Annotated in this window: 25 protein-coding genes; 15 read left to right on the top strand and 10 right to left on the bottom strand. The window is 72.6% G+C overall.

Going from position 1 to position 25,096, the window contains the following annotated elements:
• Positions 1-25 precede the first annotated feature (25 nt).
• Positions 26-601 carry a TetR/AcrR family transcriptional regulator gene (locus tag ACH47Z_RS26820; protein ID WP_399077901.1) on the bottom strand — a complete coding sequence of 192 codons (576 nt, stop codon included), beginning with the start codon at positions 599-601 and terminating at the stop codon, positions 26-28.
• Between the two features lie 123 nt (positions 602-724).
• Between ACH47Z_RS26820 and ACH47Z_RS26815 the strand changes: the two genes are divergently transcribed.
• From ACH47Z_RS26815 to ACH47Z_RS26805, 3 genes are read left to right on the top strand one after another with little or no spacing between them, the layout of a single operon-like run.
• Entirely contained in the window at positions 725-1,582 is an 858-nt protein-coding gene (locus tag ACH47Z_RS26815) for an AAA family ATPase (protein WP_399077899.1), read from the top strand.
• Positions 1,579-2,943, top strand: coding sequence for a VWA domain-containing protein (locus tag ACH47Z_RS26810; RefSeq protein ID WP_399077897.1), 1,365 nt, complete (start codon positions 1,579-1,581; stop codon positions 2,941-2,943). Before ACH47Z_RS26815 ends, ACH47Z_RS26810 begins: the two co-directional genes overlap by 4 nt.
• A 46-nt stretch (positions 2,944-2,989) precedes the next feature.
• Positions 2,990-3,964 (top strand): pyridoxal-phosphate dependent enzyme, encoded by a 975-nt coding sequence (locus tag ACH47Z_RS26805; protein ID WP_399077895.1) that lies wholly within the window; start codon positions 2,990-2,992, stop codon positions 3,962-3,964.
• Positions 3,965-4,076: 112 nt separating this feature from the next.
• Here ACH47Z_RS26805 and ACH47Z_RS26800 read toward each other — a convergent pair whose 3' ends face one another.
• Entirely contained in the window at positions 4,077-4,433 is a 357-nt protein-coding gene (locus ACH47Z_RS26800; RefSeq protein WP_399077893.1) for a cupin domain-containing protein, read from the bottom strand.
• A gap of 358 nt (positions 4,434-4,791) precedes the next feature.
• On the opposite strand from ACH47Z_RS26800, the gene ACH47Z_RS26795 reads away from it, so the two are divergent.
• The 3 genes from ACH47Z_RS26795 (at position 4,792) to ACH47Z_RS26785 (ending at position 8,009) form a co-directional block, all read left to right on the top strand.
• Entirely contained in the window at positions 4,792-5,757 is a 966-nt protein-coding gene (locus tag ACH47Z_RS26795; RefSeq protein ID WP_399077891.1) for a pirin family protein, read from the top strand.
• A gap of 222 nt (positions 5,758-5,979) precedes the next feature.
• Positions 5,980-6,738, top strand: coding sequence for an IclR family transcriptional regulator (locus tag ACH47Z_RS26790; RefSeq protein WP_399077889.1), 759 nt, complete (start codon positions 5,980-5,982; stop codon positions 6,736-6,738).
• Between the two features lie 98 nt (positions 6,739-6,836).
• A complete protein-coding gene (locus tag ACH47Z_RS26785; RefSeq protein WP_399077887.1) occupies positions 6,837-8,009 on the top strand; it encodes a PP2C family protein-serine/threonine phosphatase in 1,173 nt (390 codons plus the stop codon).
• Here the strand turns inward: ACH47Z_RS26785 and ACH47Z_RS26780 are convergent.
• Entirely contained in the window at positions 8,006-8,422 is a 417-nt protein-coding gene (locus tag ACH47Z_RS26780) for an ATP-binding protein (protein ID WP_399077885.1), read from the bottom strand. The genes ACH47Z_RS26785 and ACH47Z_RS26780 overlap by 4 nt on opposite strands.
• A 197-nt stretch (positions 8,423-8,619) precedes the next feature.
• Between ACH47Z_RS26780 and ACH47Z_RS26775 the strand changes: the two genes are divergently transcribed.
• Complete coding sequence (locus ACH47Z_RS26775; protein WP_399077883.1) at positions 8,620-9,387, top strand: IclR family transcriptional regulator; 768 nt, start codon at positions 8,620-8,622, stop codon at positions 9,385-9,387.
• 44 nt (positions 9,388-9,431) lie between these two features.
• Complete coding sequence (gene glpK / locus ACH47Z_RS26770; protein WP_399077881.1) at positions 9,432-10,952, top strand: glycerol kinase GlpK; 1,521 nt, start codon at positions 9,432-9,434, stop codon at positions 10,950-10,952.
• A gap of 10 nt (positions 10,953-10,962) precedes the next feature.
• Here the strand turns inward: glpK and ACH47Z_RS26765 are convergent, their stop codons facing one another.
• The 5 genes from ACH47Z_RS26765 to ACH47Z_RS26745 form a co-directional block, all read right to left on the bottom strand.
• Positions 10,963-12,645, bottom strand: coding sequence for an ABC transporter family substrate-binding protein (locus ACH47Z_RS26765; protein WP_399077879.1), 1,683 nt, complete (start codon positions 12,643-12,645; stop codon positions 10,963-10,965).
• Positions 12,646-12,688: 43 nt separating this feature from the next.
• Entirely contained in the window at positions 12,689-14,773 is a 2,085-nt protein-coding gene (locus ACH47Z_RS26760; RefSeq protein ID WP_399077877.1) for a dipeptide ABC transporter ATP-binding protein, read from the bottom strand.
• Positions 14,770-15,693 carry an ABC transporter permease gene (locus ACH47Z_RS26755; RefSeq protein WP_399077875.1) on the bottom strand — a complete coding sequence of 308 codons (924 nt, stop codon included), beginning with the start codon at positions 15,691-15,693 and terminating at the stop codon, positions 14,770-14,772. The genes ACH47Z_RS26760 and ACH47Z_RS26755 overlap by 4 nt, the downstream gene beginning before the upstream one ends.
• Position 15,694: 1 nt before the next feature.
• The gene (locus ACH47Z_RS26750; protein ID WP_399077873.1) at positions 15,695-16,678 is read right to left on the bottom strand and encodes an ABC transporter permease; all 984 of its coding nucleotides are present in this window, start codon (positions 16,676-16,678) and stop codon (positions 15,695-15,697) included.
• A gap of 172 nt (positions 16,679-16,850) precedes the next feature.
• The gene (locus tag ACH47Z_RS26745) at positions 16,851-17,285 is read right to left on the bottom strand and encodes an OsmC family protein (protein WP_399077871.1); all 435 of its coding nucleotides are present in this window, start codon (positions 17,283-17,285) and stop codon (positions 16,851-16,853) included.
• 96 nt (positions 17,286-17,381) lie between these two features.
• On the opposite strand from ACH47Z_RS26745, the gene ACH47Z_RS26740 reads away from it, so the two are divergent.
• The 4 genes from ACH47Z_RS26740 (at position 17,382) to ACH47Z_RS26725 (ending at position 19,474) form a co-directional block, all read left to right on the top strand.
• Entirely contained in the window at positions 17,382-17,870 is a 489-nt protein-coding gene (locus ACH47Z_RS26740; protein WP_399077869.1) for a MarR family winged helix-turn-helix transcriptional regulator, read from the top strand.
• The gene (locus tag ACH47Z_RS26735; RefSeq protein WP_399077867.1) at positions 17,867-18,325 is read left to right on the top strand and encodes a MarR family transcriptional regulator; all 459 of its coding nucleotides are present in this window, start codon (positions 17,867-17,869) and stop codon (positions 18,323-18,325) included. Before ACH47Z_RS26740 ends, ACH47Z_RS26735 begins: the two co-directional genes overlap by 4 nt.
• Positions 18,326-18,386: 61 nt before the next feature.
• Positions 18,387-18,734: a tetratricopeptide repeat protein gene (locus ACH47Z_RS26730; protein WP_399077965.1), complete on the top strand. Its 348-nt coding sequence runs from the start codon at positions 18,387-18,389 to the stop codon at positions 18,732-18,734.
• A 95-nt stretch (positions 18,735-18,829) separates the two neighbouring features.
• Positions 18,830-19,474: a peptide deformylase gene (locus ACH47Z_RS26725; protein ID WP_399077865.1), complete on the top strand. Its 645-nt coding sequence runs from the start codon at positions 18,830-18,832 to the stop codon at positions 19,472-19,474.
• An 8-nt stretch (positions 19,475-19,482) separates the two neighbouring features.
• Here ACH47Z_RS26725 and ACH47Z_RS26720 read toward each other — a convergent pair whose 3' ends face one another.
• Positions 19,483-20,913 (bottom strand): dihydrolipoyl dehydrogenase family protein, encoded by a 1,431-nt coding sequence (locus tag ACH47Z_RS26720; protein ID WP_399077863.1) that lies wholly within the window; start codon positions 20,911-20,913, stop codon positions 19,483-19,485.
• 142 nt (positions 20,914-21,055) lie between these two features.
• Here ACH47Z_RS26720 and trxA point away from each other — a divergent pair, with 142 nt between their 5' ends.
• Positions 21,056-21,430: a thioredoxin gene (trxA, locus tag ACH47Z_RS26715; RefSeq protein ID WP_399077861.1), complete on the top strand. Its 375-nt coding sequence runs from the start codon at positions 21,056-21,058 to the stop codon at positions 21,428-21,430.
• Between the two features lie 34 nt (positions 21,431-21,464).
• On the opposite strand, the gene ACH47Z_RS26710 is transcribed toward trxA, so the two are convergent.
• Positions 21,465-22,469 carry a LacI family DNA-binding transcriptional regulator gene (locus tag ACH47Z_RS26710; protein ID WP_399077859.1) on the bottom strand — a complete coding sequence of 335 codons (1,005 nt, stop codon included), beginning with the start codon at positions 22,467-22,469 and terminating at the stop codon, positions 21,465-21,467.
• 152 nt (positions 22,470-22,621) lie between these two features.
• Between ACH47Z_RS26710 and ACH47Z_RS26705 the strand changes: the two genes are divergently transcribed.
• On the top strand, positions 22,622-23,305 hold the full coding sequence (locus tag ACH47Z_RS26705; RefSeq protein WP_399077857.1) for a TetR/AcrR family transcriptional regulator: 684 nt from the start codon (positions 22,622-22,624) through the stop codon (positions 23,303-23,305).
• A 624-nt stretch (positions 23,306-23,929) separates the two neighbouring features.
• Positions 23,930-25,096 carry an FAD-dependent oxidoreductase gene (locus tag ACH47Z_RS26700; protein ID WP_399077855.1) on the top strand — a complete coding sequence of 389 codons (1,167 nt, stop codon included), beginning with the start codon at positions 23,930-23,932 and terminating at the stop codon, positions 25,094-25,096.

Raw genomic sequence — 25,096 nt, 5'->3', positions numbered from 1 at the left:
GCCCGTACGGGGGTTGGGGGGAGAGCTAGTCCATCCCGGCCGCGTCCATCAGTGCCGTCACCGTCGCCGTGGCGAGCCCGTCGTCCAGGTTCTCCACCTTCGCGCCGGCCCTGGCGCTCGCGCCGTCGAAGATCAGGACCAGCTGGCGGGCGAGCAGGCCGGGGTCGTGGGCGCCGCCGCGCTCCGCCTCGGCGCGGAAGGTCTGCGTCAGGTGGTCCTTGACGCCGCGGGCGACGACGCTCGCCGGGTGCTCGGGATCCTTCAGCTCGACCAGGACGGCCAGGTACGGGCAGCCGTGGTAGTCGGGGTCCGCGGCGGCCTTCGTCACCTGCTCGAAGACGTGCAGGATGCGCTCGCGCGGGGTCGCGGTCTCCGGGTGGGGGTGGGCGAGCTGGGCCTCGTACCACGGGGCGCGCCGCTCCAGGCTCGCGGCCAGCATCGCGTCCTTGCTGTCGAAGAGCTGGTACATCGACCGCTTGGAGACGCCGGCCTCCCGGCACAGCGCCTCGATGCCGACAAAGACGCCGTCGCGGTAGGAGAGCCTGGCGGCCGCGTCGAGCAGCCGGTCGCGGGAGGACGCCTTGTCGGTGGTGGTGGCCATACGGCGAGGATACCTCGGCGCGGGCAGCAGGGAAACCGATCGGTGTATACACGTGACAGGAGCGCTGAACAAGCGCTTAGATAGGAGCCCGGACACCACGTTCCCGATCCGCCGGAGGCCCCGTTGTTCACGTCCGTCGACGACGTCTCCGCCCGCCTCGCCGAGACCGGCTACCTCGCCTCGCCCGCCGTCGCGACGACCGTGTTCCTCGCCGACCGGCTGGGCAAGCCGCTGCTGGTCGAGGGCCCCGCCGGGGTGGGCAAGACCGAGCTGGCCAAGGCCGTCGCCCAGGTGGCCGGGGCCCGGCTGGTCCGGCTCCAGTGCTACGAGGGCGTGGACGAGTCCCGCGCGCTGTACGAGTGGAACCACGCCAAGCAGCTGCTGCGGATCAGCGCGGGCCGCGACGAGAGCTGGGACGAGACCCGCACCGACATCTTCAGCGAGGAGTTCCTGCTCCCCCGCCCGCTGCTGACCGCGATCCGCGGCGACGGGCCGACGGTGCTGCTCATCGACGAGACCGACAAGGCCGATGTCGAGATGGAGGGGCTGCTGCTGGAGGTGCTCAGCGACTTCCAGATCACCGTCCCGGAGCTGGGCACGGTCACCGCGACCCGGCGCCCCTTCGTGGTCCTCACCTCCAACGCCGGCCGGGAGCTGTCCGAGGCGCTGCGCCGGCGCTGTCTGTTCCTGCACATCGGCTTCCCCGAGGAGGAGCTGGAGCGTCGGATCGTACGGCTGAAGGTACCGGGGCTCACCGAGGCGCTGGCCGAGTCGGTGGTCCGGGTGGTCGGGGCACTGCGCGCGATGGACCTGCGCAAGGCGCCGTCCGTCGCCGAGACCATCGACTGGGCGCGCACCCTGCTGGCCCTGGGCGCCGGTGCGCTGGACGAGACGGTCGTACGGGACAGTCTCGGGGTGATCCTCAAGCACCAGGACGACATCCAGAAGGCGGCGGCCAAGCTCGACCTGGACGCGCTGTGACCGAGGTCGCCGAGCGGATCACCGGCCTGGTCGGGGCGCTGCGCGGGCACGGGGTGCGGATCGGCACCGGCGAGACCGTGGACGCGGCCCGCGCGGTGGAGGCACTCGGGCTCGCGGACCGGGAGCTGCTGCGGGAGGGCCTGGCCGCGACACTGCTGCACGGACCGGGACAGCGGGCGGTGTTCGACCCCGTCTTCGACCTGTACTTCCCGCGCGCGGTCGGGGGCCTCGACGGCTCCGGCTCGGACCGGGAGGAGCTGCGCGACCGGCTGGCCGAGGCGCTGGCCGCGGACGACCAGGCGATGATGGCCCAGTTGGCGGCGGAGGCGGTGGACGGCCTGGGCGGGTACGGCAGTTCACCGGGCGCGGACGGCTTCTCGGCGTACCAGACCCTCGAACGGCTGCGCCCCCAGACCCTGTTGGCTCGGGTGCGCGCGGACGTCCGTGGTCGGGGCGGGAGTGGCGGCGGGAACGGCGACGGCTTCGCGGACCGGCTGCTGGACGACGAGATCCGGCGCCGGATCGAGCGGTTCCGGCGGATGGTCGGAGCGGAGGCGCGGCGCCGGGTCGCCGAGCGGCGTGGGCGGGAGGAGATCGCCCGGCGCGGTGTCCTACCGACCGCCGACCGGGTGGACTTCCTGTTCGCGGGCCGGGACCAACTGACCGAACTGCGCAGGGCGGTTCAGCCGCTCGCGCGCAAGCTGGCCACCCGGCTGGCCGCGCGCCGGCGCCGGGCCGCGCGCGGCACCGTCGACCTGCGCCGCACCCTGCGCTCCTCGCTGTCCACCGGCGGGGTGCCGATGCGGCCGGTGCTGCGCCGGCGCCGCCCGGTCCGCCCCGAACTGGTGCTGCTGTGCGACGTGTCCGGTTCGGTGTCCGGCTTCTCCGACTTCACGATGCTGCTGGTGCAGGCACTGCACGACCAGTTCAGCAAGGTGCGGGTGTTCGCCTTCGTCAACCGGCTCGACGAGGTCACCGGACTGCTCGACCACGGCCGCGCCGACCCCGACGGGCTGAGCGCCCGCATCCGCGCCGAGGCCACGCTGACCGGCTGGCACGGCAGCAGCGACTACGGCGTGGCGCTGGGCGAGTTCGCCGAGCGGTACGGCGACGCGGTCGGCCCGCGCACGACCGTGTTCGTCCTCGGGGACGCCCGGACGAACATGAGCGACCCGAACCTGCCCGCCGTACGGGAGGTCGCCCGGCGGGCCCGGCGCGTGTACTGGCTGAACCCGGAGCCGCGCGGCCAGTGGGGCACCGGCGACTCGGCCGCGCCCGCCTACGCCGAACTGGTCGAGATGCACGAGTGCCGTACGGCCCGTCAGCTCAGCGCGTTGATCGCCCGGCTGCTGCCGGTGTGATCGACTGGTCCTCGAACGACCGCGATCCGCACAAAGGACGTACGCCATGGGCCACTCCCCCGTCTCGCTCGGTACCTTCCCCACGCCCGTCGAACCGGCGCCCCGGCTCGCCGCCGCGCTCGGGCTCGGCCCGGAGGACCTGTGGATCAAACGGGACGACCTGACCGGCCTGGGCGGTGGCGGGAACAAGATCCGAAAGCTGGAGTGGACGGTCGGCGCGGCCCTCGCCGAGGGCGCGGACACGCTCGTGACCACGGGTGCCCCGCAGAGCAACCACGCCCGGCTGACCGCCGCCGCGGCCGCCCGGCTGGGCCTTGCCGCCGTCCTCGTCCTGCGCGGCGCGCCGGGCGCCTCGCGGTCCGGGAACCTCGCCCTGGACGGGCTGTTCGGGGCGCGGATCGCCTGGGCCGGTGACGTGGACCAGGCGGGGCTGGACGAGGTGGCGGCCGAGGTTGCCGCGCGGCTGCGGGCGGACGGTGCCCGGCCGGCGCTGATCCCGTTCGGCGGGTCGGGCGTAGCGGGCGCCCGGGGCTATGTGCGCTGCGGCGAGGAGCTGGACGAACAACTGCCCGAGCTGCGGACGGTGGTGGTCGCGCTCGGCTCGGGCGGCACCATGGCCGGGCTGGTCGCGGCCCTGGGCACCGGCTCGGTGCTCGGCGTCGACGTGGGCGCGCTGGCCGACCCGGCCGCGGCGGTGGCGCGGTTCGCGGCGCCGCTGACGACGGAGGAGGTCAGCGCCGAGGGGCTGCGGGTGCGCCGGGACCAGGTGGGCGCCGGGTACGCCACCCTGACCGGCCCGGCGAGCGAGGCGCTCCGGCTGGCCGCCCGGACCGAGGGTCTCGTCCTCGACCCCGTGTACACGGGCCGGGCGCTGGCGGGTCTGCGCGCGGCGGTCGCCGACGGGGACGTCCGGCCGGGCGAGAAGACGGTGTTCGTCCACACCGGCGGCCTGCCCGGCCTGTTCGGGCACGCGGACGCGGTGGCCTTCGCGGAGGCGGGGGTGGCGCGGTTCGGGGGGTGAGGGCGGGGCGGTGAGGGGTGTTCGGGGGCGGCGGCGCCGCACGGATCCGTACAGCCCGCCGGGCCGCACACGTGCGGCCCGGCAGACGGCGGGCTGACCGCCCGTCCGGTTGCTAGCCCTTCGCGTACTCCTTCGCCATGGTCCCGGCGAAGTCGTAGACCACGACCTGCTCGTCCCCCACGACCCAGGCGTCGTGGCCGGGCGGGCAGACGAAGACGTCGCCGGGGCCGACCTCGCCCTCTCCGCCGTCGTCCATGCGCAGATGCATCCGTCCCTGCACCACATAGCCGCAGTGGGGGACCATGCAGCTCGAGGTGCCCGCGATCGGTGCCACGGACTCCGACCAGCGCCATCCGGGCTCGAACGTACCCACCGCGAAGTCGAGGCCCGTCAGGTGCAGGGCTTCGAGGTGGCCGCGGGGGAAGTCGCGCCGCTCGTCCGGCTTCTCGACCGTCTTCACTTCCAGCATGACGGTGCCCTCCTTCCGGCCGCTGACCGCGGCCGGGGCCGGCCTCCGTCCCCCGGCGGCCTCGGACGACGCCGGCGGCCTGCCACGAGTACTCCGTCGGCGGTCCCCAGCCCGGTCGCCCCGACCACGGCCCAGCCCTCCCCGAGCGCACCCAAGCCGTGAACGACGCCCCGGCGTGGGCGAGTTCCATGTCGAGGTCTGCGCGTCGGCGCTGGAGACGGTCACCCCGGCGGCCCGGGCGGATGGCCGGCCGCGATCAGCGTGTACCGGCCGCCGTCCAGGTCGCAGAAGGCCGACCAAGGAAAATCCGGGCTTCCGTACCCTCCTCCACGGCTTCCGCACCGCTAAGTTGGGCGGCATGAGCAACCTTGACCGCGCGCCCGTGCCCAGTGTCTGCGGCGGCCGCGGGTTCGTCGTGGCCGAACCCGTGCGCGAGCTGCTGAGCCCCCGTCGTGTGAAGCTGGGCGAGTCGACGGAGGTGCGCCGGCTGCTGCCCAACCTCGGCCGGCGCATGATCGGCGCGTGGGCCTTCGTCGACCACTACGGCCCGGACGACATCGCCGACGAGCCCGGCATGCAGGTCCCGCCTCATCCGCACATGGGCCTGCAGACGGTGAGCTGGCTGCACGAGGGCGAGGTGCTGCACCGCGACTCGACGGGCAGCCTGCAGACGATCCGGCCCAAGCAGCTGGGCCTGATGACCTCGGGCCGCGCGATCAGCCACTCCGAGGAGAGCCCCCGCCCGCATGCCCGCTTTCTGCACGGGGCCCAGCTGTGGGTCGCGCTGCCGGACGAACACCGCCACACCGACCCGGCGTTCGAGCACCACCCGGACCTGCCCACGGTCACCGCGCCGGGCCTGACCGCCACGGTGATCCTCGGCGACCTCGACGGCTCCGTCTCCCCCGGTACGACGTACACCCCGATCGTGGGCGCGGACCTCACCCTCACCCGGGGCGCCGACGTCCGGCTGCCCCTGGAGCCCGACTTCGAGTACGGCGTGCTGGCCATGTCCGGCGAGGTGCACGTGGACGGCGTGCCGGTACTGCCGGGCTCCATGCTCTACCTCGGCTGCGGGCGCACCGAACTGCCGCTGCGCGCCGAGTCGGACGCCGGGATCATGCTGCTGGGCGGCGAGCCGTTCGCCGAGGAGCTGATCATGTGGTGGAATTTCGTCGCCCGCACCCAGACCGAGATCGAGCAGGCCCGCCAGGACTGGACGAGCGGGTCGAGGTTCGGGGAGGTGAAGGGTTACGACGGGGATCCGCTGCCTGCGCCGGAGCTGCCGCCCGTGCCGCTCAAGCCACGGGGTCGAGTGCGCTGAGCCGGCGTTTCCCGAGCTGGAATCGCGTACGGCCGGGCGAGGGCACGCGCGCCCCGCCCGGTTCACTCGGGGATCAGCGGCTGCCCCTGACCTGGGAAGAACCCCGGATCACCGCACGGAACGGCGCCTTGACCTGCGGAAACCCCGCGCGCTCGGTCCTCGTCGGCATCGCACCGTGATGGCTGCCTTGCCCGAGCCAGGCGCCCAGCGCAGTCTGGTCCTATGGGTGTTCAGGACGGCCCCACGCTCATCACGTCCGTGCAGCGGGCCTTCCGGTTGCTGGAGGCGGTGAGCACGCACGAGAACGGCGCGCCGGCGAAACAGCTGGCACGCGAGACCGAGCTGCCTCTGGCCACCGCCTATCACCTGCTGCGCACCCTGGTGTACGACGGCTACGTGCGGAAACTGCCCGACGGCGGCTTCGTCCTCGGCGACAAACTGATGTCCCTGCACTCGGCGGGCCACGCGCAGACCCGGCTCAGCCGCGTCCGCCCGGCGCTGGCCGCCCTGCGGGACGAGCTGTCCACCGCCACCTACCTCACGTTCTACGAGGACGGCGAGATCCGGGTCGCCGAGATCGTCGACAGCCCCCGTACCCCGCGGGTGGATCTGTGGGTGGGGTTCGAGGATGCCGGCCATGCCACCGCCCTGGGCAAGTCCGTGCTGCGTGAGCTGGACGAGGACGCCCGCCTGGACTATCTGTCCCGGCACCACCTTCCCGATCTCACGCCACGGACGATCACCAGTGTTCCGGAGCTGCTGCGCAGGATCGAGTCGTCCTCCCTGGCGCCGGCGGTCACGGATCTGGAGGAGTACGCGCTCGGCACGGTGTGTGTCGCCGTGCCCGTGTACAGCGGAGACACCCTCGGCTCGCTCGGTGTCTCGCTGCCGGTGGAACGGCAGGCCCAGCTGCAGGAGATCCGGGCCCGCCTGCTCCCGATCGCGAGCCGGGTGACCAGGAGTCTCTCGCTCACTATCTGAAAATCCGCTCCTTGTGGCGGCCCACGCCCAGCCCGTTTGCTTATTGAAACGGACATTCCGGGTGCGCACCCCCTGCAGGCGAGGACAGCGGACGAAACATGAGCCAGGCCCGACACCATGCCGACCACCGCACGCCGATACGGCTGTTCAGCAGCCGTGCGGCCGGTGCCTGGGGAGCGGTCCGCCGGTGCACCGACGGGCACCTGGTCCCCGGAATGCGCGTGCTGCCCGTTCTGGTCCTCGCCGTCGTCGTGTTCGTCGACGTCGCCGGGGGGATCTGGCTGCCGCTGCTGGCGGCCGGCCCCGCGCTGGCCGCCGCCACCAACGGGCCGCGCGGTGTGCTGGGCGCCGGACTCCTCGCCACGACACTGGGCGCGGTGCTGGGCCTCGAGCACGGGGTTCCGGCCGGCGAGCTGGCGGTCGTACTGTCCTCCGTCCTGGCCGTCACCGCGGCCAGCGGCCTGGCCAGCGCGCTACGCGGCCGTCGTGAACGGGTGCTCGCGGCCGTCCGCTCGGTCGCCGAGGCCGCCCAGCACGCGCTGCTCCAGCCCGTCCCGGAGACCGTCGGCCCGTTCCAGGTGGCCGTCCGCTACAGCGCCGCGGCCGCCGAGGCCCGGATCGGTGGGGACCTCTACGCCGTGGTGCCCACCCCGCACGGGGTCAGGCTGATCGTCGGAGATGTGCGCGGCAAGGGGCTGCCGGCCGTGCAGTCCGCCTCCCTCGTGCTCGGAGTCTTCCGCGAGGCCGCCTATGACGAGCCCGACCTGCTCTCCGTCGTCGGCAGGATCGAGCGGAGCCTGGCCCGCAACCTCGGCCCCGACGACTTCGTCACCGCGGTGGTCGTCGGACATCACCGGTCAGGGCATCTGGAGGTCGTGAACTGCGGACACGCGCCGCCGCTGCTGATATCCGCCGCCGGCGACGTCACGGCGGTGGAGCCCACTCATCCGGCCCCGCCCCTCGGGCTGCGCGCCCTCGCCGGGCAGGCCCCCCGCCTGCAGCATCTGCCCTTCGCCGTGGGGGACCAGCTGCTGCTCTACACCGACGGGGTCACCGAGGCCCGCGATCACGCCCGCGCGTTCTATCCGCTGGCCGCGGGCGTGGCCCGCCATGTGTCCGACGACCCGGCGCACACGCTCGGCGCGGTCCACGACGAGCTGCTGGCGCACGTGGGGGGCCGGCTGCACGACGACGCCGCCCTGCTGCTGCTCCGCAAGCGGACGGCGGACGGACAGGTCCCCGCGCTGCCCCGTACCGAGGTCGCGCTCTAGCAGGCTGCGAGTTCGGCCCAGCGAGTGACCCCGCCGGGGTGGACGCGTATGCCATGACGCGTGGCCAGGGCGTGGACGATCGTCTCGCCCCGGCCGTGCTCGTCCGGGTCGGTCCCGGCAAGGGACCGGCCCGCCGAGAGCGCGGGCCCCGCGTCGGTCACCTCGATGCGGGCACCGTCACCGGGCACCCAGGACAGCCGCAGTACGGCCGGGGGGCAGGCGTGCAGGATCGCGTTGGTGACCAGCTCGGACACCACGAGGAGCGCGTCCTCGACGATCGCCGGAGCCACACTCCATTCGGCGAGGACCGCCGCCACGCTTCGGCGTACGGCCGAGACGGCGCCGGCGACGGGCGGTACCGGACACACGTGTTCGTATGCCGCCCGAAGCAGCGTGTTGAGCTGTGCCGCCATGGTCTCTCCCGGTGATGTGTACGGCCGGGTACGGCGCCCATGCCTGAAGCGCATACCGGTTGCGCAAAAAGCTACGGAGACTGTCCGGGCGGGTCAATGAATGTGGGTCGGCATTACCGAACGCGGAGCTCCCGGCGGCACCGCAGGGACCGCCCTTCCGTACGGCGAAGCGTCCCTGGCGGTAATAGGCTCGCTTCATGGCCGGACCGGTCCAGTCGATCGAACGGGCGGCGGCGATTCTGCGTCTGCTCGCCGGCGGGCCCCGTCGCCTCGGGCTCGGCGAGGTCGCTGCCTCGCTGGGGCTGGCCAAGGGGACCGCCCACGGCATTCTGCGCACGCTCCAGCACGTGGACTTCGTGGAGCAGGACACGGCGACCGGGAAGTACCAGCTCGGAGCCGCCCTGCTGCACCTCGGCACCAGCTACCTGGACGTCAACGAGCTGCGCTCGCGCTCCCTGAACTGGGCCGATGCCCTCGCCGCCCGCAGCGGAGAGGCGGTCCGCCTGGGAACCCCCCTGGAGGGCAGCGTGCTCGTCGTCCACCACGTGTTCCGGCCGGACGACACCTTCCAGACCCTGGACGTGGGCTCACTGCTGCCCCTGCACGCCTCCTCGCTGGGCAAGGTACTGCTCGCCTACGGAACCGCGACGACCGAGCCCGCCAAACAGCCGGGGCTGGAGGCGTACACCCGGCACACCCTGGTCGATCGCGAGCAGCTCGCCCGGGCGCTCGCCGAGGTGCGGGAACTCGGCTGGGCCGCCGAGATCCAGGAGATGAGCATGGGCGAGGCCGGGCTCGCCGCGCCGATCCGAGGGCACGGCGGCCTCGTCGTCGGCGCCATCGGGCTGTCCGGGCCGGTCGAGCGGATCTGCGACAGCCAGGGCCGCCCCCGCCCCACTCTGATCACCCTGATCCGCGAGGCCGCGCGGGCGATCTCCAGGGACCTGGGGGCCGCCCGCTGGTAGGCAGAGCAGGCCGCCCCTCGACGCGTCGGAAGGCAGACCCGATCATGGCCGAACGGTTTGTAATGTCCATCGATCAGGGCACCAACTCGACCCGGTGCATTCTGTTCGATCACCGCGGGCGTCTGGTCTCGGTGGCGCAGAAGGAGCATCAGCAGCACTTCCCCGAGCCCGGCTGGGTCGAGCACGACGCCGTCGAGATCTGGCAGAACCTCCGGCGCGTCGTGCCCGAGGCCCTGTCCGTCGCCGCTGTCGACACAGGACAGGTCATCGCCATGGGGCTGGCCAACCAGCGCGAGACGACCGTGCTGTGGGACCGGCGGACCGGCACCCCCCTCGGGCGGGCGATCGTGTGGCAGGACACCCGCACGGCGCCGCTCGTCGAGGAACTCGGCCGGCACCCCGGCGAGGAGTTCTTCCTGCAACGGTGCTGTCTGCCGCCCTCGACCTACTTCTCGGCGCTGCGGATCCGCTGGCTGTTCGACCACGTCAAGGGGCTCCAGCAGCGCGCCGACGACGGCGAGGTGCTGTTCGGCACCATGGAGAGCTGGCTGATCTGGAACCTCACCGGAGGCCCCGAAGGCGGTCTGCACATCACCGACGTCACCAACGCCAGCCGCACCATGCTCATGAACATCCGCACGCTCACCTGGGACGACGAGCTGCTGGACTTCTTCGGGGTGCCCCGCTCGATGCTGCCCGAGATCCGGTCCTCCGCCGAGACGTACGGCGACGCCCGCTCGCTGCTGCCGGGCGTCGCCATCACGGCCGCGCTCGGCGACCAGCAGGCCGCGCTCTTCGGCCAGACCTGCTTCTCCCCCGGCGAGGCGAAGTGCACCTACGGAACGGGCAGCTTCCTGCTGCTCAACACCGGCAAGGACATCGTGCGGTCCCGGCACGGGCTCCTCACCACCGTCGCCTACAAGATCGGGGACCAGCAGCCGGCCTACGCCCTGGAGGGGTCGATCGCCGTCACCGGCGCACTCGTCCAGTGGTTCCGGGACCGCCTGGGCCTGATCAGCAGCGCCCCGGAGATCGAGACCCTCGCCCGGACGGTCGAGGACAACGGCGGCTGCTACATCGTCCCCGCCTTCTCGGGTCTGTTCGCGCCTCGCTGGCGCAGCGACGCACGCGGGGTCATCGTCGGCCTCACCTCGTACATCACCAAGGGACACCTGGCGCGTGCGGTCCTGGAGGCCACCGGATGGCAGACACGGGAGGTCGTCGACGCCATGAACGCCGATTTCCCGGTCTCCCTCCAGCAGCTCAAGGTGGACGGGGGCATGACCGCGGACAACCTGCTCATGCAGTTCGTGGCCGACGTGCTCGACGTGCCCGTGGTGCGGCCCATGGTCGCCGAGACGGTCTCCCTCGGCGCCGCCTACGCGGCCGGGCTCGCCGCCGGCTACTGGCCGGACCTGGAGGTACTGCGCCGCAACTGGCACCGGGCCGGGCAGTGGCTGCCCGACATGGACCCCGAGCTGCGGGACGCGGAGTACGACAACTGGCAGCGGGCCGTCGAACGGTCCCTGGGCTGGGCCCGGCCCGCCGCCTCGGGCCCGCCGTGACGCCGTAGGGTCACTTCTGCCAGCCGACCGTCTCCGGGAGCGGGGTGTAGAAGATGGTCGCGCCGACGTTGGCGAGGCCCTTCTTCACGGCGTAGGTGGAGGGGCCGCTGTACAGCGGGAGGAAGGCGTACTCCTGGAGCGCCGTGCGCTCGACCTTGTTGACCGCCGCGATCTGCCGGTCGAGGTCGGCGATGTCGGCGGTCGCGCGGATCTCCTTGTCCAGCGCGGGCGTACCGGAGCCGGTGATGTTGGAGGCGCGGTCCGAGCAGTAGAAGTCGCACAGGTAGCGGGCGCCGAACGGGTCCATGGAACGGTTTCCGGAGACGAACAGGTCGAACTTGCGCTCGCTGAGGATGCTCGAGAAGTCCGCGTCGTCGGCCTTGTGGATGACCAGGCGGATGCCGGCCCGCTTCAGCATCGCGGCGAAGGCGCCCGCGGTGGCCTTGCCCAGGGGGTCGTCGCCGAGCAGGGTGTAGCCGACCTCCAGCTTCTTTCCGTCCTTGGCCCGGATGCCGTCGCTCCCCGTCTTCCAGCCCGCCGCGTCGAGTTCCTTCCCGGCCGCGTCCGGCGCGTACTTCAGGACGGCCGAGACGTTGTCCGCGTACCCCTTCTGGAAGCTGTACAGCATGGCCGAACCGGGCAGCGGCTCCTTGTAGTCGAGGCCCTGGAACTGGATTCTGGCGATCTGGGTCCGGTCGACGGTCTCCTCGATGGCCCTGCGTACGGCTTTGTCCCCGAGGACGGGGGACTTGGTGTTGAAGTAGAGCGCGTACTCGAAGGGGCTGCCGCCGCTGCGGATCTCCGTGCCCTTGAGGCCCTTGACCTGCTTGAGGCTCTCGGCGTCGACGGCGGAGACGTAGTCGAGCTGGCCGTTCCTGAACGCGTTGACCGCCGCGGTGGATTCCAGGTTGACGTAGACGCGCTTGTCGAGCTTTCCCTTGCGGCCCCACCACTTCGGGTTGCGGACGAAGGTGATGTTCCCCGAGTGGGTGTCCCACGAGCCGACCGTGTACGGCCCCGCGCCCCACTCCGGGTGGGCCTTCTTGACGTACGCCTTGTCGAAATTGTCGACCGTGGCCGCCTTGGGGTGCAGGAAGGTGGTGAACAGGGCGGACCAGGAGGCGTTGACGCCCTTGAAGCTGATCACGGCCTGCTTGGCGTCACGGCCCTTCTCGACGGAGGTGATCTGGTCGTAGCCGTCCGTGGACGAGGCGGCGTAGGCCTTGTTCGAGCCGTTGTTCGCCTGCCAGGTCGCCTTGATCGCGGTCCAGTCGATCGGGGTGCCGTCGTTGAAGACCGCCTTGGGGTTGATCGTCAGCGTGACCTTCTGGTTGCCGCCCTCGACGGACACCTTCACGTCGCTGTAGTAGTCCGGGTTGTACTGCACGTCGCCGGTCGGCGAGTAGGTGATCGCGTCGGCGTTGTACCAGGCCCACACCCGGGACGCGGTCAGCGTGGCATTGACGTTGAACGGGTTGCCCTGGTCGTCGAAGGTCCCGGCCGTCGTATAGGTGCCGCCGTCCTTGATCCGGTCGTAGGGCGTGGGGTTGTAGTCGGCCGCGCCCGACGCGGCGGACGGGGTGCCCTTCGCGTCCGAGGCCGTGGAGTTCGTGCCGGACGAGGACTGGCACGCGGTGGCGGTGACGGAGATCGCGGCCAGGAGAGCGACGGGCAGGGCCAGTCTTGCGCGCATGACGGATCGTTCCTTCTGGGTGGACGGGTGGTGGGGTGGGTGCTCAGACGCCGTGACAGGCGTACTCGTGGCCGGGCTGCCCGGCCACGGGAGCCGGCACGGGACGCTCCGTACGACAGCGCTGCCGTACGGTCTCGTCGGCGAGGCGGTACAGCGGGCAGCGGTCCACGAAGACGCACCCTTGCGGAAGGCGTGCGGCGCTCGGCTGCTCGCCGTCCAGCACGAGGCGTTCACGGGTGCGCTCCCGCGCCGGATCGGGCACCGGGACCGCCGACAGCAGTGCGCGGGTGTAGGGGTGCTTGGGGTCGGAGAAGATCGTCTCGGTCTCGCCGGTCTCGACGACGTGGCCGAGGTACATCACCGCGATGCGGTCGGAGATGTACCGGACCACGGCCAGGTCGTGCGCGACCACGAGGTAGGCGAGCCCGAGTTCCCGCTTGAGCCGGGCGAGCAGGTTGATGACGCCGGCCTGCACGGACACATCCAGGGCGGAGAGCGGCTCGTCCAGGGCGAGCAGTCTCGGCTCCGTCGCCAACGCGCGGGCGATGCCGATCCGTTGGCGCTGGCCGCCGGAGAGGGCGGCCGGGAAGCGGTCGCTCACCGTGTCGTCCAGGCCGACCAGGGCCAGCAGTTCGCGCACCCGGGAGCGGATCGCCTCGCGGTCGCGGCCCGCGGCCCGCAGGGGTTCGGCCAGCAGCTGGAAGACGGGCATGCGCGGGTCCAGGGCGCCCAGCGGGTCCTGCATGACGATCTGGACGTCCTGGCGTACCGCGCGTGCCCGCGCACGGGAGGCGAGGGTGCCGACGTCGGTCCCGGCGATCTCGATCCGGCCGCCCTCGGGCTGTCTGAGCCGGAGGATCTCCATCAGCGTCGTGGTCTTGCCGCTGCCGGACTCGCCCACCAGGCCCAGGGTCTGCCCGGCGCGCAGCTCGAAGCTGACCCCGTTGACGGCGTGCAGCGTGCCGATCCGGCGCTTGAGGAGGGCTCCCTTGGTCACCGGGAAGGTCTTGACGAGGTCCTCGACACGCAGGATCACCTCACCGGCCTCGGTTCGGCCGGAGGGCGCCTGTTCCTCGACGGGCGCGGCGCCGCCGGTGGGGTCGAGGGATCCGTCGGCGATCTCCTCGGCGCGCAGGCAGGCCACGTGCCCGTGCCCGGTGACATGGCGCAGCCCGGGTTCACCGGTGCGGCACGCGTCGAGGGCGACGGCACAGCGGGGCGCGAAGGGACAGCCGGCCGGCAGGCCGACCAGGGCGGGCGGTTCCCCGCCGATCGGGACCAGGGGACGGCGGGCCCCGCCGTCCACGGTCGGCACGGCGGCGAGCAGCCGTGCGGTGTACGGCATCGTCGGCCGGCGGAACAGTTCCGCCACGCCCGCGCGCTCCACGAACCGGCCGGCGTACATGACGGCGACGTCGTCGGCGTGGCCCGCGACGACCCCGAGGTCATGGGTGATCAGGACGAGGCCGGCACCGGTCTCCCGCTGCGCCCGGCGCAGGACGTCGAGGATCTGCGCCTGCACGGTGACGTCGAGCGCGGTGGTGGGCTCGTCGGCCACGAGCACGGACGGCCGGTTGGCGATCGCCAGGGCGATGACCACGCGCTGGCACATGCCACCGGAGAACTCGTGCGGGAAGGCGGCGGCGCGGCCGCGCGGGTCGGGGATGCCGACGAGGTCGAGGAGTTCGACGGCCTGCTCCCAGGCGGCCCGTTTCGTCAGGTCCTGGTGGACGCGCAGGGCGTCGGACAGCAGCCGGCCCACGGAGAAGATCGGGGTGAGCGCGGACAGGGGGTCCTGGAAGACCATGCCGATGGACCTGCCACGGACGCGCGACAGCTCCTGGTCGCCGAGGCCGACCAAGTCCCGTCCGCCGAGCAGTACGTGGCCGCTGAGGTCGGCGGAGGGCGGCAGCAGGCCCATGATGCCCAGCGCGGTGGCCGACTTGCCCGAGCCGGACTCGCCGACGATGCACAGGGTCCGGCCGGGCAGCAGGTCGAAGCCGACGCCGCGCACCGCCTCGACGGTGCCGGCCTCGGAGGGGAAGGAGATCCGCAGGTCGCGCACGGAGAGCACGGGGGCGGCCGCGGTGAGGGACGCGGGATTCGGCACGGGGGTCGCGAGGGTCATCGTCGGCCTCCTGCCGCGCCGGTCACCGAAGTGGGGTCGAGGGCGTCGCGCAGTCCGTCGCCGATGAGGGTCATCGACACGGTGAGCAGGACGACCAGTCCCGCCGGGAAGGCGAAGAGCCAGGGGGCGCTGGTGACGGTGCCCGCCCCGTCCGCGAGCATCGTGCCGAGGGAGACGTCCGGGGTCTGGACGCCGAACCCGAGGAACGACAGGGCGGTTTCGCTGAGCACGGTCGCGACGACCCCGAGCGTCAGGTTGACGATCAGCAGGGAGCCCAGGTTGGGGATGATGTGGCGCAGGATGATGCGCAGCGGACCGACGCCCATGAACTCCGCGGCCGTCACGTAGTCCCGTTCACGCAGGGAGGTCGACACGGACCAGATCACCCGCGCCGTGGACATCCAGCCGAACACGGTCAGTACGACGATGAGGACGCGCCAGTCGCCGGCCAGCCGGTGGGAGACCAGGGCGAGGATGAGGAACGACGGGACGATCAGCAGGAAGTGGATGACGGCGAGGGTCATCCGCTCGACCCGGCCGCCGAAGTACGCGGCGCCGGCGCCGACGACCGCGGCGACGACGATCGTCAGCACGGCCACGCTCACCGCGATCACCAGTGAGCGCTGGAGTCCGTGCACGGCACAGGCGTAGATGTCGTTGCCGCCCTGGTTGGTGCCGAACCAGTGCAGGGCGCTCGGCGGCTGGGTGAGGGCGGTGAAGTCGGCGTCGGTGTAGGCGTAGGAGGTGAACTCGCCGCCGAAGGCGGCGAACAGCACCAGCAGCACGAAGATCACCACCCCGGCGACGGCGAGGCGGTTGCGCAGGAAGCGCCGCAGATAGAGCCGGCCGAGGCCGGTGCGCTGCGGCGCGGGCCGTGCCGCCGTACGGGACAGGGCGTCGGGTGTCGTGTCGGTGGCCATGTCAGCTCACCCGCACCCTCGGGTCGAGGAGGACGGTGGCGATGTCCGCGAGGATCGCGCCGATCGCGGTCAGGGCCGCTGCGAAGGCGGCCGTGGCGACCGTGCCGTGCACGTCGTTCTTGCTGATGGTCTGGATGAGGTAACGGCCCATGCCGTTCCAGCCGAAGACCGTCTCGGTGATGACGGCGCCGGTGAAGACGGCCGGGATGCCGAACGCCACGGAGGCGGCCGTCGGGATGAGCGCGGCCCGCAGCGCGTGCCGGCGGATCGCCTGGCTCCGGGTGAGTCCGGTGGCCTGAGCGGTGCGGACGAAGTCGGCGTTGATCGTGTCGAGCAGCAGCGAACGCTGTGTCAGGTGGTAGCCGACGTACCCCATCAGGGTCAGTGTCAGGGTCGGCAGGATCAGATGCAGGAGGCGGTCGCCGATCGTCGGGAGCAGTCCCTGGACGTCGGGTGAGTTCTCCCCGGCGACGTAGAGGAAGTGCAGCCCGGCGTGCTGGTTCAGCCAGATGGCGACGAAGACGACGGCGAGCGCGGCGACGGACGTCGGTACGTTGAACACCAGGATGGACACGGCCTGCGAGATCCGGTCGGCCCAGCCGTACTGCCGGGCCGCGGCGTACACGCCGAGCGCGACGCCCACCACGACGGACAGGACCGTCGCGACGACGACCAACTCGGCGCTGACGAGCGCCCGGTAGCCCACCTCGCCGTTGACGGAGACACCGGTGGGAGATCTGCCCCAGTCGAAGTGGCGGACCACCGAACCGAGCCAGTCCCACCAGCGCCGCGCCAGCGGCACCCGCGGGTCCAGGTTGTACGGCGCGAGGGCCCGGTCGATCTGGGCCTCGCTACGGACGGGCCGCAGCTCCTTGAAGTTCGACCGCGGGTCGAGGAACCAACTGGCCAGGAAGTACGTCGCGTTGGTCGCAATCACGATCATCAGCAGCCAGCCGGCCGCTTTGCGCATCACGTAGCGCACCATCCGCGGTACCTCCCCAAGGTGTGATCGTCAGCTTGGTTCGTACCTTGCGGAGAACGCCAGGCCCGGGCCGCTCCTGCCATGAGCCCGACATACTGCCGCAGCAAACGGTCCGGAGCAGGGCGGCATTTCGGATGAGCGAGACGTGCGCGCTGTTACATTCCGAGTCCTCGGGTCAGGCGTCCGCGACCGTCGCCGTCACCGGTGTTCCCGTCTCCACCGTGCGGCTGACCGTGCACAGGCGGTCGTGGGAGGTCTTCACCGCGCGGGGCAGGATCGCGCGGGCCCGTTCGGCGCCCTCGCCGTCGGGGAACGTGACGTGGAAGGTCACCGCGAGGCCGGTGAGGCGGTTGCCGAGTTCGTCGTCCGTCCTGGTGCCCCGCACGGCGACGGTGAAGGCGCTGGGCTCCGCGTGCCGGCTGGTCGCGAGGTCCACGTCCACCGCCGTGCAGCCCCCGAGCGCCGCGAGCAGCAGCTCGACCGGGGTGAACTCGGTGTCTCCTTCGGCTCCGGTGCCGAAGGAGATCGTGCCGCCGCGTGCGTTCGTCGCCACGTAGTGGCCGGTACTGGTGCGCTCCACGGTGACGGAGCGCAAGGAGTCATCGGTCATACCGGCGACCCTAACTCTCCGGACCGCCTCACTCCGGTCTGCGGACGCCTCCAAACATAGTAGCCATGTACATAGTAGCCATGTACCGTATTTCTCATGAGCAATGGTTCCGAAGGAGCCACGCCCGGTTTCCTGGTGTGGCGGCTGTCGATGAAGTGGCGCGTCGCGGTGGACCGTGCGGTGGCCCCGCTGGGGCTGACGCACGCGCAGTACTCGCTGATGGCCTCGCTGTACGGCATGCGGCGCTCCGGCCTGCGGCCCAGCCAGCGCCAGCTCGCCGATCGCACCGGGCTGGAGGCGCTCTACGTATCCAAGCTGGCCCGCGGCCTGGAGTCGGCCGGCCTGCTCGACCGCACCCGGGACCCGGACGACCCGCGTGCCGTCCGGCTCGCGCTCACCGAGCAGGGGCGCGAGGTCACCGGGAAGGCGATCGACGTCGTCCAGGGGCTGCTGCGGCAGCTGCTGGCGCCGCTCGGCGGACTCGACAGCCCGCGCACACGGGAGTTCAGCCGCGACCTCAGGACCCTGCTCGACGCACCGCTTGACCCGTTCGGCACCACCGATCACGAGACGGAGCAGTCATGACCACCACCACAACACCCCTCGTCGGCCCCCGCGTCATCGGCCTCGCCCACTACGCCTCGCGCGCCGTCCTGGAGCGCGCCCTCGCCCCGCACGGGATCGACTTCCTCCAGTCCGTCACCCTCCGGCTCACGGTCGTGGCCGACGGCCCGGTCGAGCGGGCCGGCCTCGCCGCCGAGGTCGTCGACACGGTGAAGGTCGCCGAGGCCGACGCACAGCGCACGATCGACACACTGGCGGCCGTCGGCCTGATCTCCGTCGAGGAGCCGTCCCTCGTACGGGTCACGGCCGCCGGACGGGAGCTGTACGCCACGACCTCCGCCGCGACCGCCCCGATCTCCGCCCGGATCTACGCGGGCATCTCCGAGGAGGACCGGGCCGTGGCCGGCCGCGTGCTCGCCCTGATCACGGAGCGGGCCAACGCGGAGCTGGCCGCGCTGAGCACGCAGAACAGTTAGTGGAATATTGAACAACCGCGTTCCGTTGAGGCCGTCGAAGGAGGTCACAGTGGAGACGCGAGTGGAGACGACGTACTACGACCACGGCACGCCCGCCGAGCGCTGGGAGCGCGCGCAGCGGTTCTTCGGCGCCAAGGACTACGCGGGCGCGGCACGGGTGCTGACCGGGCTGGTCGAGGAGGTGCCGGAGCAGACCGGACCCCGGCTGCTGCTGGCCCGCGCCTACTACCACTCGGCCCAACTGAGCCGTGCCGAGGCCGAGTTGCGGGTCATCGTCGAGCATGACCCGGTGGAGCACTACGCCCGGCTGCTGCTGGGCCGCACTCTGGAACGGCAGGCCCGGCACGAGGAGGCCGAGCGGCACCTGCGCATCGCCTCGGCGCTCGCGGGTGACTTCCCGCAGGAGTGAACAGCGCGCCGCGGGCCCGGTTCCCGTACGGGGACCGGGCCCGCGGTATACGGACATACGGCGGGGGCGGCGGGAGGGCATGGCATCCTGGCGCGATGGCACCCTCCCCTGATCACGCGCCGCTCGCCGAGCGGGTCGAGGAACTCCTCGCCGCCGGCGGCCCGTTGCCCATCGTCGCCGCCGGACAGCCCGTGCTGCGGCGCGTCACCGAGCCGTACGACGGCCAGCTCGGCCCCGCCCTGCTGGCCCGCTTCGTCGAGGCCCTGCGCGTCACCATGCACGCCGCGCCCGGCGTGGGCCTCGCCGCGCCGCAGGTCGGCGTGCCGCTGCGGATCGCGGTCCTCGAGGACCCGGCGCCGGTGCCCGAGGAGGTCGCCGTGGCCCGGGGCCGGGTGCCGCAGCCCTTCCGGGTCCTGGTCAACCCGGTGTACGAGCCGGTCGGCAGTGCGCGGGCCGCGTTCTTCGAGGGCTGCCTGAGCGTGCCGGGCTGGCAGGCGGTGGTGGCCCGGCACGCCGAGGTACGGCTGCGCGGCCAGGACGAGCAGGGCCGCGAGCTGGACGAGGTGGTCAGGGGGTGGCCCGCCCGCATCGTCCAGCACGAGACGGACCACCTCGACGGCACGCTCTACCTGGACCGCGCCGAACTGAGGTCGCTGTCCACCAACGAGGCCGTGGCGGCCCTGTGGGCCCAGCCGACGCCGGACGCGGCCGGCACGGCCCTCGGCTTCGAACTGCCGTAATCCAGCGGTCAGTTGTCGCGGTAGGCCTCCAGCAGCCGCAGCCACACCTCGCTCAGCGTCGGGTACGACGGCACCGCGTGCCACAGCCGGCCGACCGGGACGCGGCCGGCGACGGCGATCGTCGCGGAGTGGATGAGTTCGCCGACGCCGGGGCCGACGAAGGTGACGCCGCGCAGGATCTCGTCCTCCAGGTCCACGACCATCCGGGCGCGGCCCTTGTAGCCGTCGCCGTACAGTCCCGCCCCGGCGACCGAGGAGAACTCGACGTCGACGGCGCGCACCCGGTGGCCCGCCTGTTCCGCCTCGGCGAGGGAGAGACCGACCGCGGCCGCCTCCGGTTCGGTGAAGACGACCTGGGGTACGGCGTGATGGTCGGCGGTGGCGGCGTGCGCACCCCAGGGCTCCTCCAGCGGGGTGCCGCCGACCGCGCGGGCGGCGATGGCGGCGCCGGCGATACGGGCCTGGTACTTGCCCTGGTGGGTGAGGAGGGCGCGGTGGTTGACGTCGCCGACGCCGTACAGCCAGTCGGTGCCGGTGACGCGCAGGCTGTCGTCGACGTCCAGCCAGGAGCCGGGCTCCAGACCGACGGTGTCGAGGCCGATGTCGTCGGTGTGCGGGACGCGCCCGGTGGCGAAGAGGATCTCGTCGGCCTCCAGCCGGTCGCCCGCGGCGGTGACGGCGACGACGGTGCCGTTCTCGCGGGTGACCGAGGCGACGGAGGTGCCGGTGCGGACGTCGACGCCCGCCTCGGTGAGCGCCTCGGCGACCAGTTCCCCGGCGAACGGCTCCATCCGGTTCAGCAGCCCCTTGCCGCGCACCAGCAGGGTGACCCGGGAGCCGAGGGCCTGCCAGGCGGTGGCCATCTCGGTGGCGACGACACCGCCGCCCACGACGATCAGCCGGGCGGGGGCCGCCTCGGCGCTCGTCGCCTCACGGCTGGTCCACGGCTTCACCTCGGCGAGTCCGGGCAGGTCGGGGAGTTGGGCGCGGGTGCCGGTGGAGACGGCGACGGCGTGCCGGGCGGTGAGGGTGGTGACCGTGCCGTCGGGGGCGGTCACGGTGACCGTACGGGGGCCGGCGAGCCGCCCGTGGCCGCGGAAGAGGTCGGCGCCGATGCCGTCGAGCCAGCCGACCTGGCCGTCGTCCTTCCAGTGGGAGGTGTACTCGTCCCGGCGGGCGAGGACCGCCGGGGTGCCGAGCGGGCCCTGCACGTCCTGGGCCAGGCCGGGCAGGCGGCGGGCGTCCGCCTGGGCGATCACCGGCCGCAGCAGGGCCTTGCTGGGCATGCACGCCCAGTACGAGCACTCGCCGCCGACCAGCTCGCTCTCCACGACCGCGGTGGTGAGGCCGGCCGCGCGCGTGCGGTCGGCGACGTTCTCCCCCACGGGCCCGGCCCCGAGCACCACGACGTCGTACGCGATGGATTCCGTTTCCGTCATGGGGTCAGTCTGGTGGGTGGTGTGCGCGGCGGCCACACGGGTACGCGCGCGGGACACAGGCGTGCACCTGTGGAATAGGCGGCCTGACGGCCGTGTTTCCGCCGACGGCACAACCCCACACCGGGAAGTAGGGATTCACACCATGAGCAGCACCGTGGAGCTGACCAAGGACAACTTCGACCAGACGGTCACCGAGAACGAGTTCGTTCTCATCGACTTCTGGGCGTCCTGGTGCGGGCCGTGCCGGCAGTTCGCGCCGGTCTACGAGAAGGCCGCGCAGGACAACCCCGACCTGGTCTTCGGCAAGGTGGACACCGAGGCCCAGCCGGAGCTGGCGGCGGCGTTCAACATCCAGTCGATCCCGACGCTCATGATCGTGCGCGACAAGATCGCCGTGTACGCCCAGCCGGGTGCCCTGCCCGAGCCCGCGCTGACGGACATCATCGGGCAGGCCCGGAAGCTGGACATGGACGAGGTCCGCAAGAGCGTCGCCGTCGAGCAGGGCGGCGCGCAGTAACGCACACGCCGAACGGGGGCCTCGGCGGCGCCGGTCAGCTGGACTCGCGCCGGATCACCGAGGCCCCCAGCACCTGGTGCACCTCCGGCTCGCTTCCCGGGTCGCGCACCGCGCGGTCGACCAGTTCGGCGAGGTCGCGGCCCGAGGGCAGTTCGATGCGGACCGTGCTGAGCCGGGGGCGCAGCAGCCGGCCCAGCATCAGGTCGTCGGCGCCGATCACGGCCACGTCCTCGGGGACGCGCAGGCCCTCGTCCTGCAGGGCGCGCATCAGCAGCATCGCGTACTCGTCGTTGTAGGCGAACACCGCGTCCAGATCCAACTCCCGCCAGCGAGCGGCAAGTTGAGCGGCTGCCTGCTCCGTGTAGGCGAGCGGCAGCTCGGTGACGGCCGCGTCCGCGCTGCCGCGCAGGGCCTCGCGCACACCGGCGAGCCGGGGCTGGGAATAGACCTCCAGACCGGGCTCCTCGGGCACCACGACACCGATCCGGCGTCTGCCCTCGGCGTAGAGGTGGGCGCCCGCGCAGTGGCCGACCGCGTCGTGGTCCATCAGCAGGGCGTGCGCGCCGTCGACGCGCACGGGGCCGAGGGTGACCACGGCCCGGGCGCCGGAGCGCTTGAGCACCGCCACGCCCTGCGGTCCCAGTTCGACGCCGGGCACCAGGACGGCGACCGGCCGCAACTCGGCCCAGGCGCGGGCGGCTTCGTCGCCCTGCAGGCCGACCGTGCCGTACTGCACGACGGTGTAGTCGAGGCGGCCGAGCGCCTGCTGGAGTTCGTTGAGGAATCTGCTGTACAGGGGGCCCGCCGGGACCGCGGCGGCGGGCATGAGGACCATACGGCTGTGTCCGGCACGCAGGCTGCGGGCGGCGGCGTGGGGCACGTACCCCAGTTCCCGCGCGGCCTCGTGGACGCGTCGGCGCGTCGGTTCGCTGATCCGGACGGCGCTGGTGTTGTTGAGGACGTAGGACACGGTCGCGCGCGAGACGCCGGCCAGGCGGGCGACGTCGGCGCTCGTGGGCGTGTTCGGTATCTGCACCATGACAGACCGCATCTTGGCAGAGGGGGTGGGGGCCGGAGCGGGCGGGGCGATGTGGTTCACCGTTCGACGAAAAGTGGTTCGCCGACGCACGGACGGGCGAACACGTTCGTAACGAACTTGTTCGCAGCGAACATGTTCGTTACGATGGACCCATGACCGCCGATTCCCCTGATTCCCCCGGTTCCCCCCGCTCCCGCCGCGAGCGCCCCGCCAAGGCGGCCCTCACCCGGGAGGGCATCGTCGCCACCGCCGTCGCGATCCTGCGGACGGAAGGGCTGCGCAAGGTGACCATGCGACGCCTCGCGCAGGAGCTCGACACCGGCCCGGCCTCGCTGTACGTGTACGTCCGCAACACCGACGAGCTGCACGCGGCCGTCCTGGACGAGCTGCTCGGCACGATCGGGCCCGCCCCGGCCGAGGGCACCTGGCGGGAGCGGCTGGAGAAGGTCCTGACCGCGTACACCGCGGTGCTGCTGGAGCACCCGAGCCTCGCCCGCTCGGCGCTGACCTCGTGGCCCGGCGGCCCGCACTATCTGCGGCTCATCGAGACCCTGCTGGGGCTGCTGCACGAGGGCGGGGTGCCGCGGGCACAGGCGGCGTGGGGCGTCGACCTGCTGCTCCAGCACGCCACCGCGACCGCCGCCGAGCACGCCGGGGAGGAGCCCCCGGGCGACTGGCAGGCCCTCACCCGCGCCCTGCGCGCAGCACCCGCCGACACGCACCCGCACATCGCGTCCAGCGCCGACGCCCTGCTCTCCGGCACCCCCGAGGCCCGCCTGTCATGGGCCTTCCGGACCCTGCTCAACGGCATCGAGCGAACCGCCGTACCGGACTGACACGGCCGGGGGTCCACGGGCCCACGCCAGGCGACTTGCCACACGCCGGGCTGCCGCGCCGACCCGGCGACCCCCAGATCCCGCGACTGTACGACCCACCACCCAACCGACCCGCACCGTCCGGTGGGCGGGCGGACTGTCGCGGCCTTGCACACCGACACCGCCACCGAGCCACCCAGCCGTCCCGGCGACCCGGCGACCCGGCGACCCGGCGATCCGGCGATCCGGCGATCCGGCGATCCGGCGATCCGGCGATCCGGCGACGGTACGACCGACTCACCCCGTCCGACGGGCAGTCGCCGCCCCGCACACCAACCCACCACGCCGACCCGCCGACCCGCCGATCCCGCGCCTGTCCGGCCCACCACCCGACCGACCCACCCCAGCCGACGAGCCGGCACAGCCCCACACCAACCCACCACCGGACCACCACGCCGACCCGCCGGGTCGGCGGCTGTGCGGCACGGCGGACGGCCGACCCGCCGCCGGCCGGTCCACCCGGTCCGGGGGCCGTTCGGCCCGCCGTCCAGGCGGTGCGCCGCGTGGCCGGCTTTCGTGTCCGGCGCCCCGCCACCCCGTCGGCCCCACAGCCCACCCGTCCGACCCACCCACCAGGAGCCCACCATGACCAGCCCCTCGCACGCCGCCTCTCCCCTCCCCCACCACCCCATAGCCGTCGTCGGTGCGGGGCTCGGGGGGCTTGTGCTGGCCCGGGTGCTGCATGTACACGGCGTCGAGGTCGCCCTGTTCGAGCTGGACGCCTCGCCGAGTGTCCGGATGCAGGGCGGCATGCTCGACATTCACGACGACTCCGGGCAGGAAGCGCTGCGGGCCGCCGGGCTGTACGAGGAGTTTCTGGAGCGTGTCCATCCCGGGGGTCAGGCCATGCGGGTTCTGGACCGGTACGGCACGGTCCGGCTGGCCGAGGGTGACGACGGCAGCGGCGGGCGGCCCGAGATCGACCGGGGTGAGCTGCGCGCGCTGCTGCTCGGGTCGCTGCCCGAGGACACGGTCCGCTGGGGTGCCAAGGTCAGCGGGGCGCGCCCGCTGGGCGGTGGCCGGCACGCGGTGACGCTCGCCGACGGCACCGCGTTCACCACGGACCTGCTGGTCGGCGCCGACGGCGCCTGGTCCCGGGTCCGCCCGCTGCTCTCCCCGGCCCAACCCGCGTACACGGGCGTGTCGTTCGTCGAGGCGGACCTGGAAGAGGCCGACCTGCGGCACCCCGTGAGCGCAGGGGTGGCCGGCGGCGGGATGCTGTTCGCGCTGGGCGCGGGCCGGGGCTTTCTCGGGCACCGTGAGAGCGACGGCAGTCTGCATGTCTACGCGGCCGTCGAGGCGCCGGAGGACTGGCTGGACGGCATCGACTTCGGCGACCCGGACGCGGCGAAGGCGGCCGTACTGAAGGAGTTCGACGGCTGGGCAGAGAGCCTGCGGGCGCTGGTCGCCGACGCCGACGGGCCGTTGGTGCCCCGGCGGATCCATGCCCTGCCGATTGGGCACCGCTGGGACCGGGTCCCCGGGGTCACGCTGCTCGGGGACGCGGCCCATCTGATGTCGCCGTTCGCGGGCGAGGGCGCCAATCTGGCACTGATCGACGGCGCCGAACTGGGCCTCGCGCTGGCCGCGCACCCCGGGGACACCGAGACGGCGCTGGCGGCCTACGAGGAGCGGATGTTCCGGCGGGCCGAGGTGTCGGCGCAGGATTCCGCGGACAGTGCCGCCCTGCTGTTCCGGGCCGACGCCCCGCAGGGTCTGCTCGACATGTTCACGGCCACACCGGCCGGCTGA

The sequence above is a fragment of the Streptomyces sp. NPDC020192 genome (assembly GCF_044388685.1).
Lineage (GTDB): Bacteria > Actinomycetota > Actinomycetes > Streptomycetales > Streptomycetaceae > Streptomyces.
The sequence above is the reverse complement of the archived record's forward strand: the minus strand, read 5'-3'. Positions and strand labels throughout refer to the sequence as shown.

Coding starts and splice junctions, on each gene's coding strand:
- ACH47Z_RS26790 (WP_399077889.1), top strand. CDS start 5,980: ATGGGTGTTCAGGACGGCCCCACGCTCATCACGTCCGTGCAGCGGGCC.
- ACH47Z_RS26740 (WP_399077869.1), top strand. CDS start 17,382: ATGAGCAATGGTTCCGAAGGAGCCACGCCCGGTTTCCTGGTGTGGCGG.
- trxA (WP_399077861.1), top strand. CDS start 21,056: ATGAGCAGCACCGTGGAGCTGACCAAGGACAACTTCGACCAGACGGTC.
- ACH47Z_RS26765 (WP_399077879.1), bottom strand. CDS start 12,645: ATGCGCGCAAGACTGGCCCTGCCCGTCGCTCTCCTGGCCGCGATCTCC.
- ACH47Z_RS26750 (WP_399077873.1), bottom strand. CDS start 16,678: ATGGTGCGCTACGTGATGCGCAAAGCGGCCGGCTGGCTGCTGATGATC.
- glpK (WP_399077881.1), top strand. CDS start 9,432: ATGGCCGAACGGTTTGTAATGTCCATCGATCAGGGCACCAACTCGACC.
- ACH47Z_RS26700 (WP_399077855.1), top strand. CDS start 23,930: ATGACCAGCCCCTCGCACGCCGCCTCTCCCCTCCCCCACCACCCCATA.
- ACH47Z_RS26785 (WP_399077887.1), top strand. CDS start 6,837: ATGAGCCAGGCCCGACACCATGCCGACCACCGCACGCCGATACGGCTG.
- ACH47Z_RS26720 (WP_399077863.1), bottom strand. CDS start 20,913: ATGACGGAAACGGAATCCATCGCGTACGACGTCGTGGTGCTCGGGGCC.
- ACH47Z_RS26745 (WP_399077871.1), bottom strand. CDS start 17,285: ATGACCGATGACTCCTTGCGCTCCGTCACCGTGGAGCGCACCAGTACC.
- ACH47Z_RS26710 (WP_399077859.1), bottom strand. CDS start 22,469: ATGGTGCAGATACCGAACACGCCCACGAGCGCCGACGTCGCCCGCCTG.
- ACH47Z_RS26805 (WP_399077895.1), top strand. CDS start 2,990: ATGGGCCACTCCCCCGTCTCGCTCGGTACCTTCCCCACGCCCGTCGAA.
- ACH47Z_RS26780 (WP_399077885.1), bottom strand. CDS start 8,422: ATGGCGGCACAGCTCAACACGCTGCTTCGGGCGGCATACGAACACGTG.
- ACH47Z_RS26760 (WP_399077877.1), bottom strand. CDS start 14,773: ATGACCCTCGCGACCCCCGTGCCGAATCCCGCGTCCCTCACCGCGGCC.
- ACH47Z_RS26800 (WP_399077893.1), bottom strand. CDS start 4,433: ATGCTGGAAGTGAAGACGGTCGAGAAGCCGGACGAGCGGCGCGACTTC.
- ACH47Z_RS26775 (WP_399077883.1), top strand. CDS start 8,620: ATGGCCGGACCGGTCCAGTCGATCGAACGGGCGGCGGCGATTCTGCGT.
- ACH47Z_RS26795 (WP_399077891.1), top strand. CDS start 4,792: ATGAGCAACCTTGACCGCGCGCCCGTGCCCAGTGTCTGCGGCGGCCGC.
- ACH47Z_RS26705 (WP_399077857.1), top strand. CDS start 22,622: ATGACCGCCGATTCCCCTGATTCCCCCGGTTCCCCCCGCTCCCGCCGC.
- ACH47Z_RS26820 (WP_399077901.1), bottom strand. CDS start 601: ATGGCCACCACCACCGACAAGGCGTCCTCCCGCGACCGGCTGCTCGAC.
- ACH47Z_RS26735 (WP_399077867.1), top strand. CDS start 17,867: ATGACCACCACCACAACACCCCTCGTCGGCCCCCGCGTCATCGGCCTC.
- ACH47Z_RS26755 (WP_399077875.1), bottom strand. CDS start 15,693: ATGGCCACCGACACGACACCCGACGCCCTGTCCCGTACGGCGGCACGG.
- ACH47Z_RS26725 (WP_399077865.1), top strand. CDS start 18,830: ATGGCACCCTCCCCTGATCACGCGCCGCTCGCCGAGCGGGTCGAGGAA.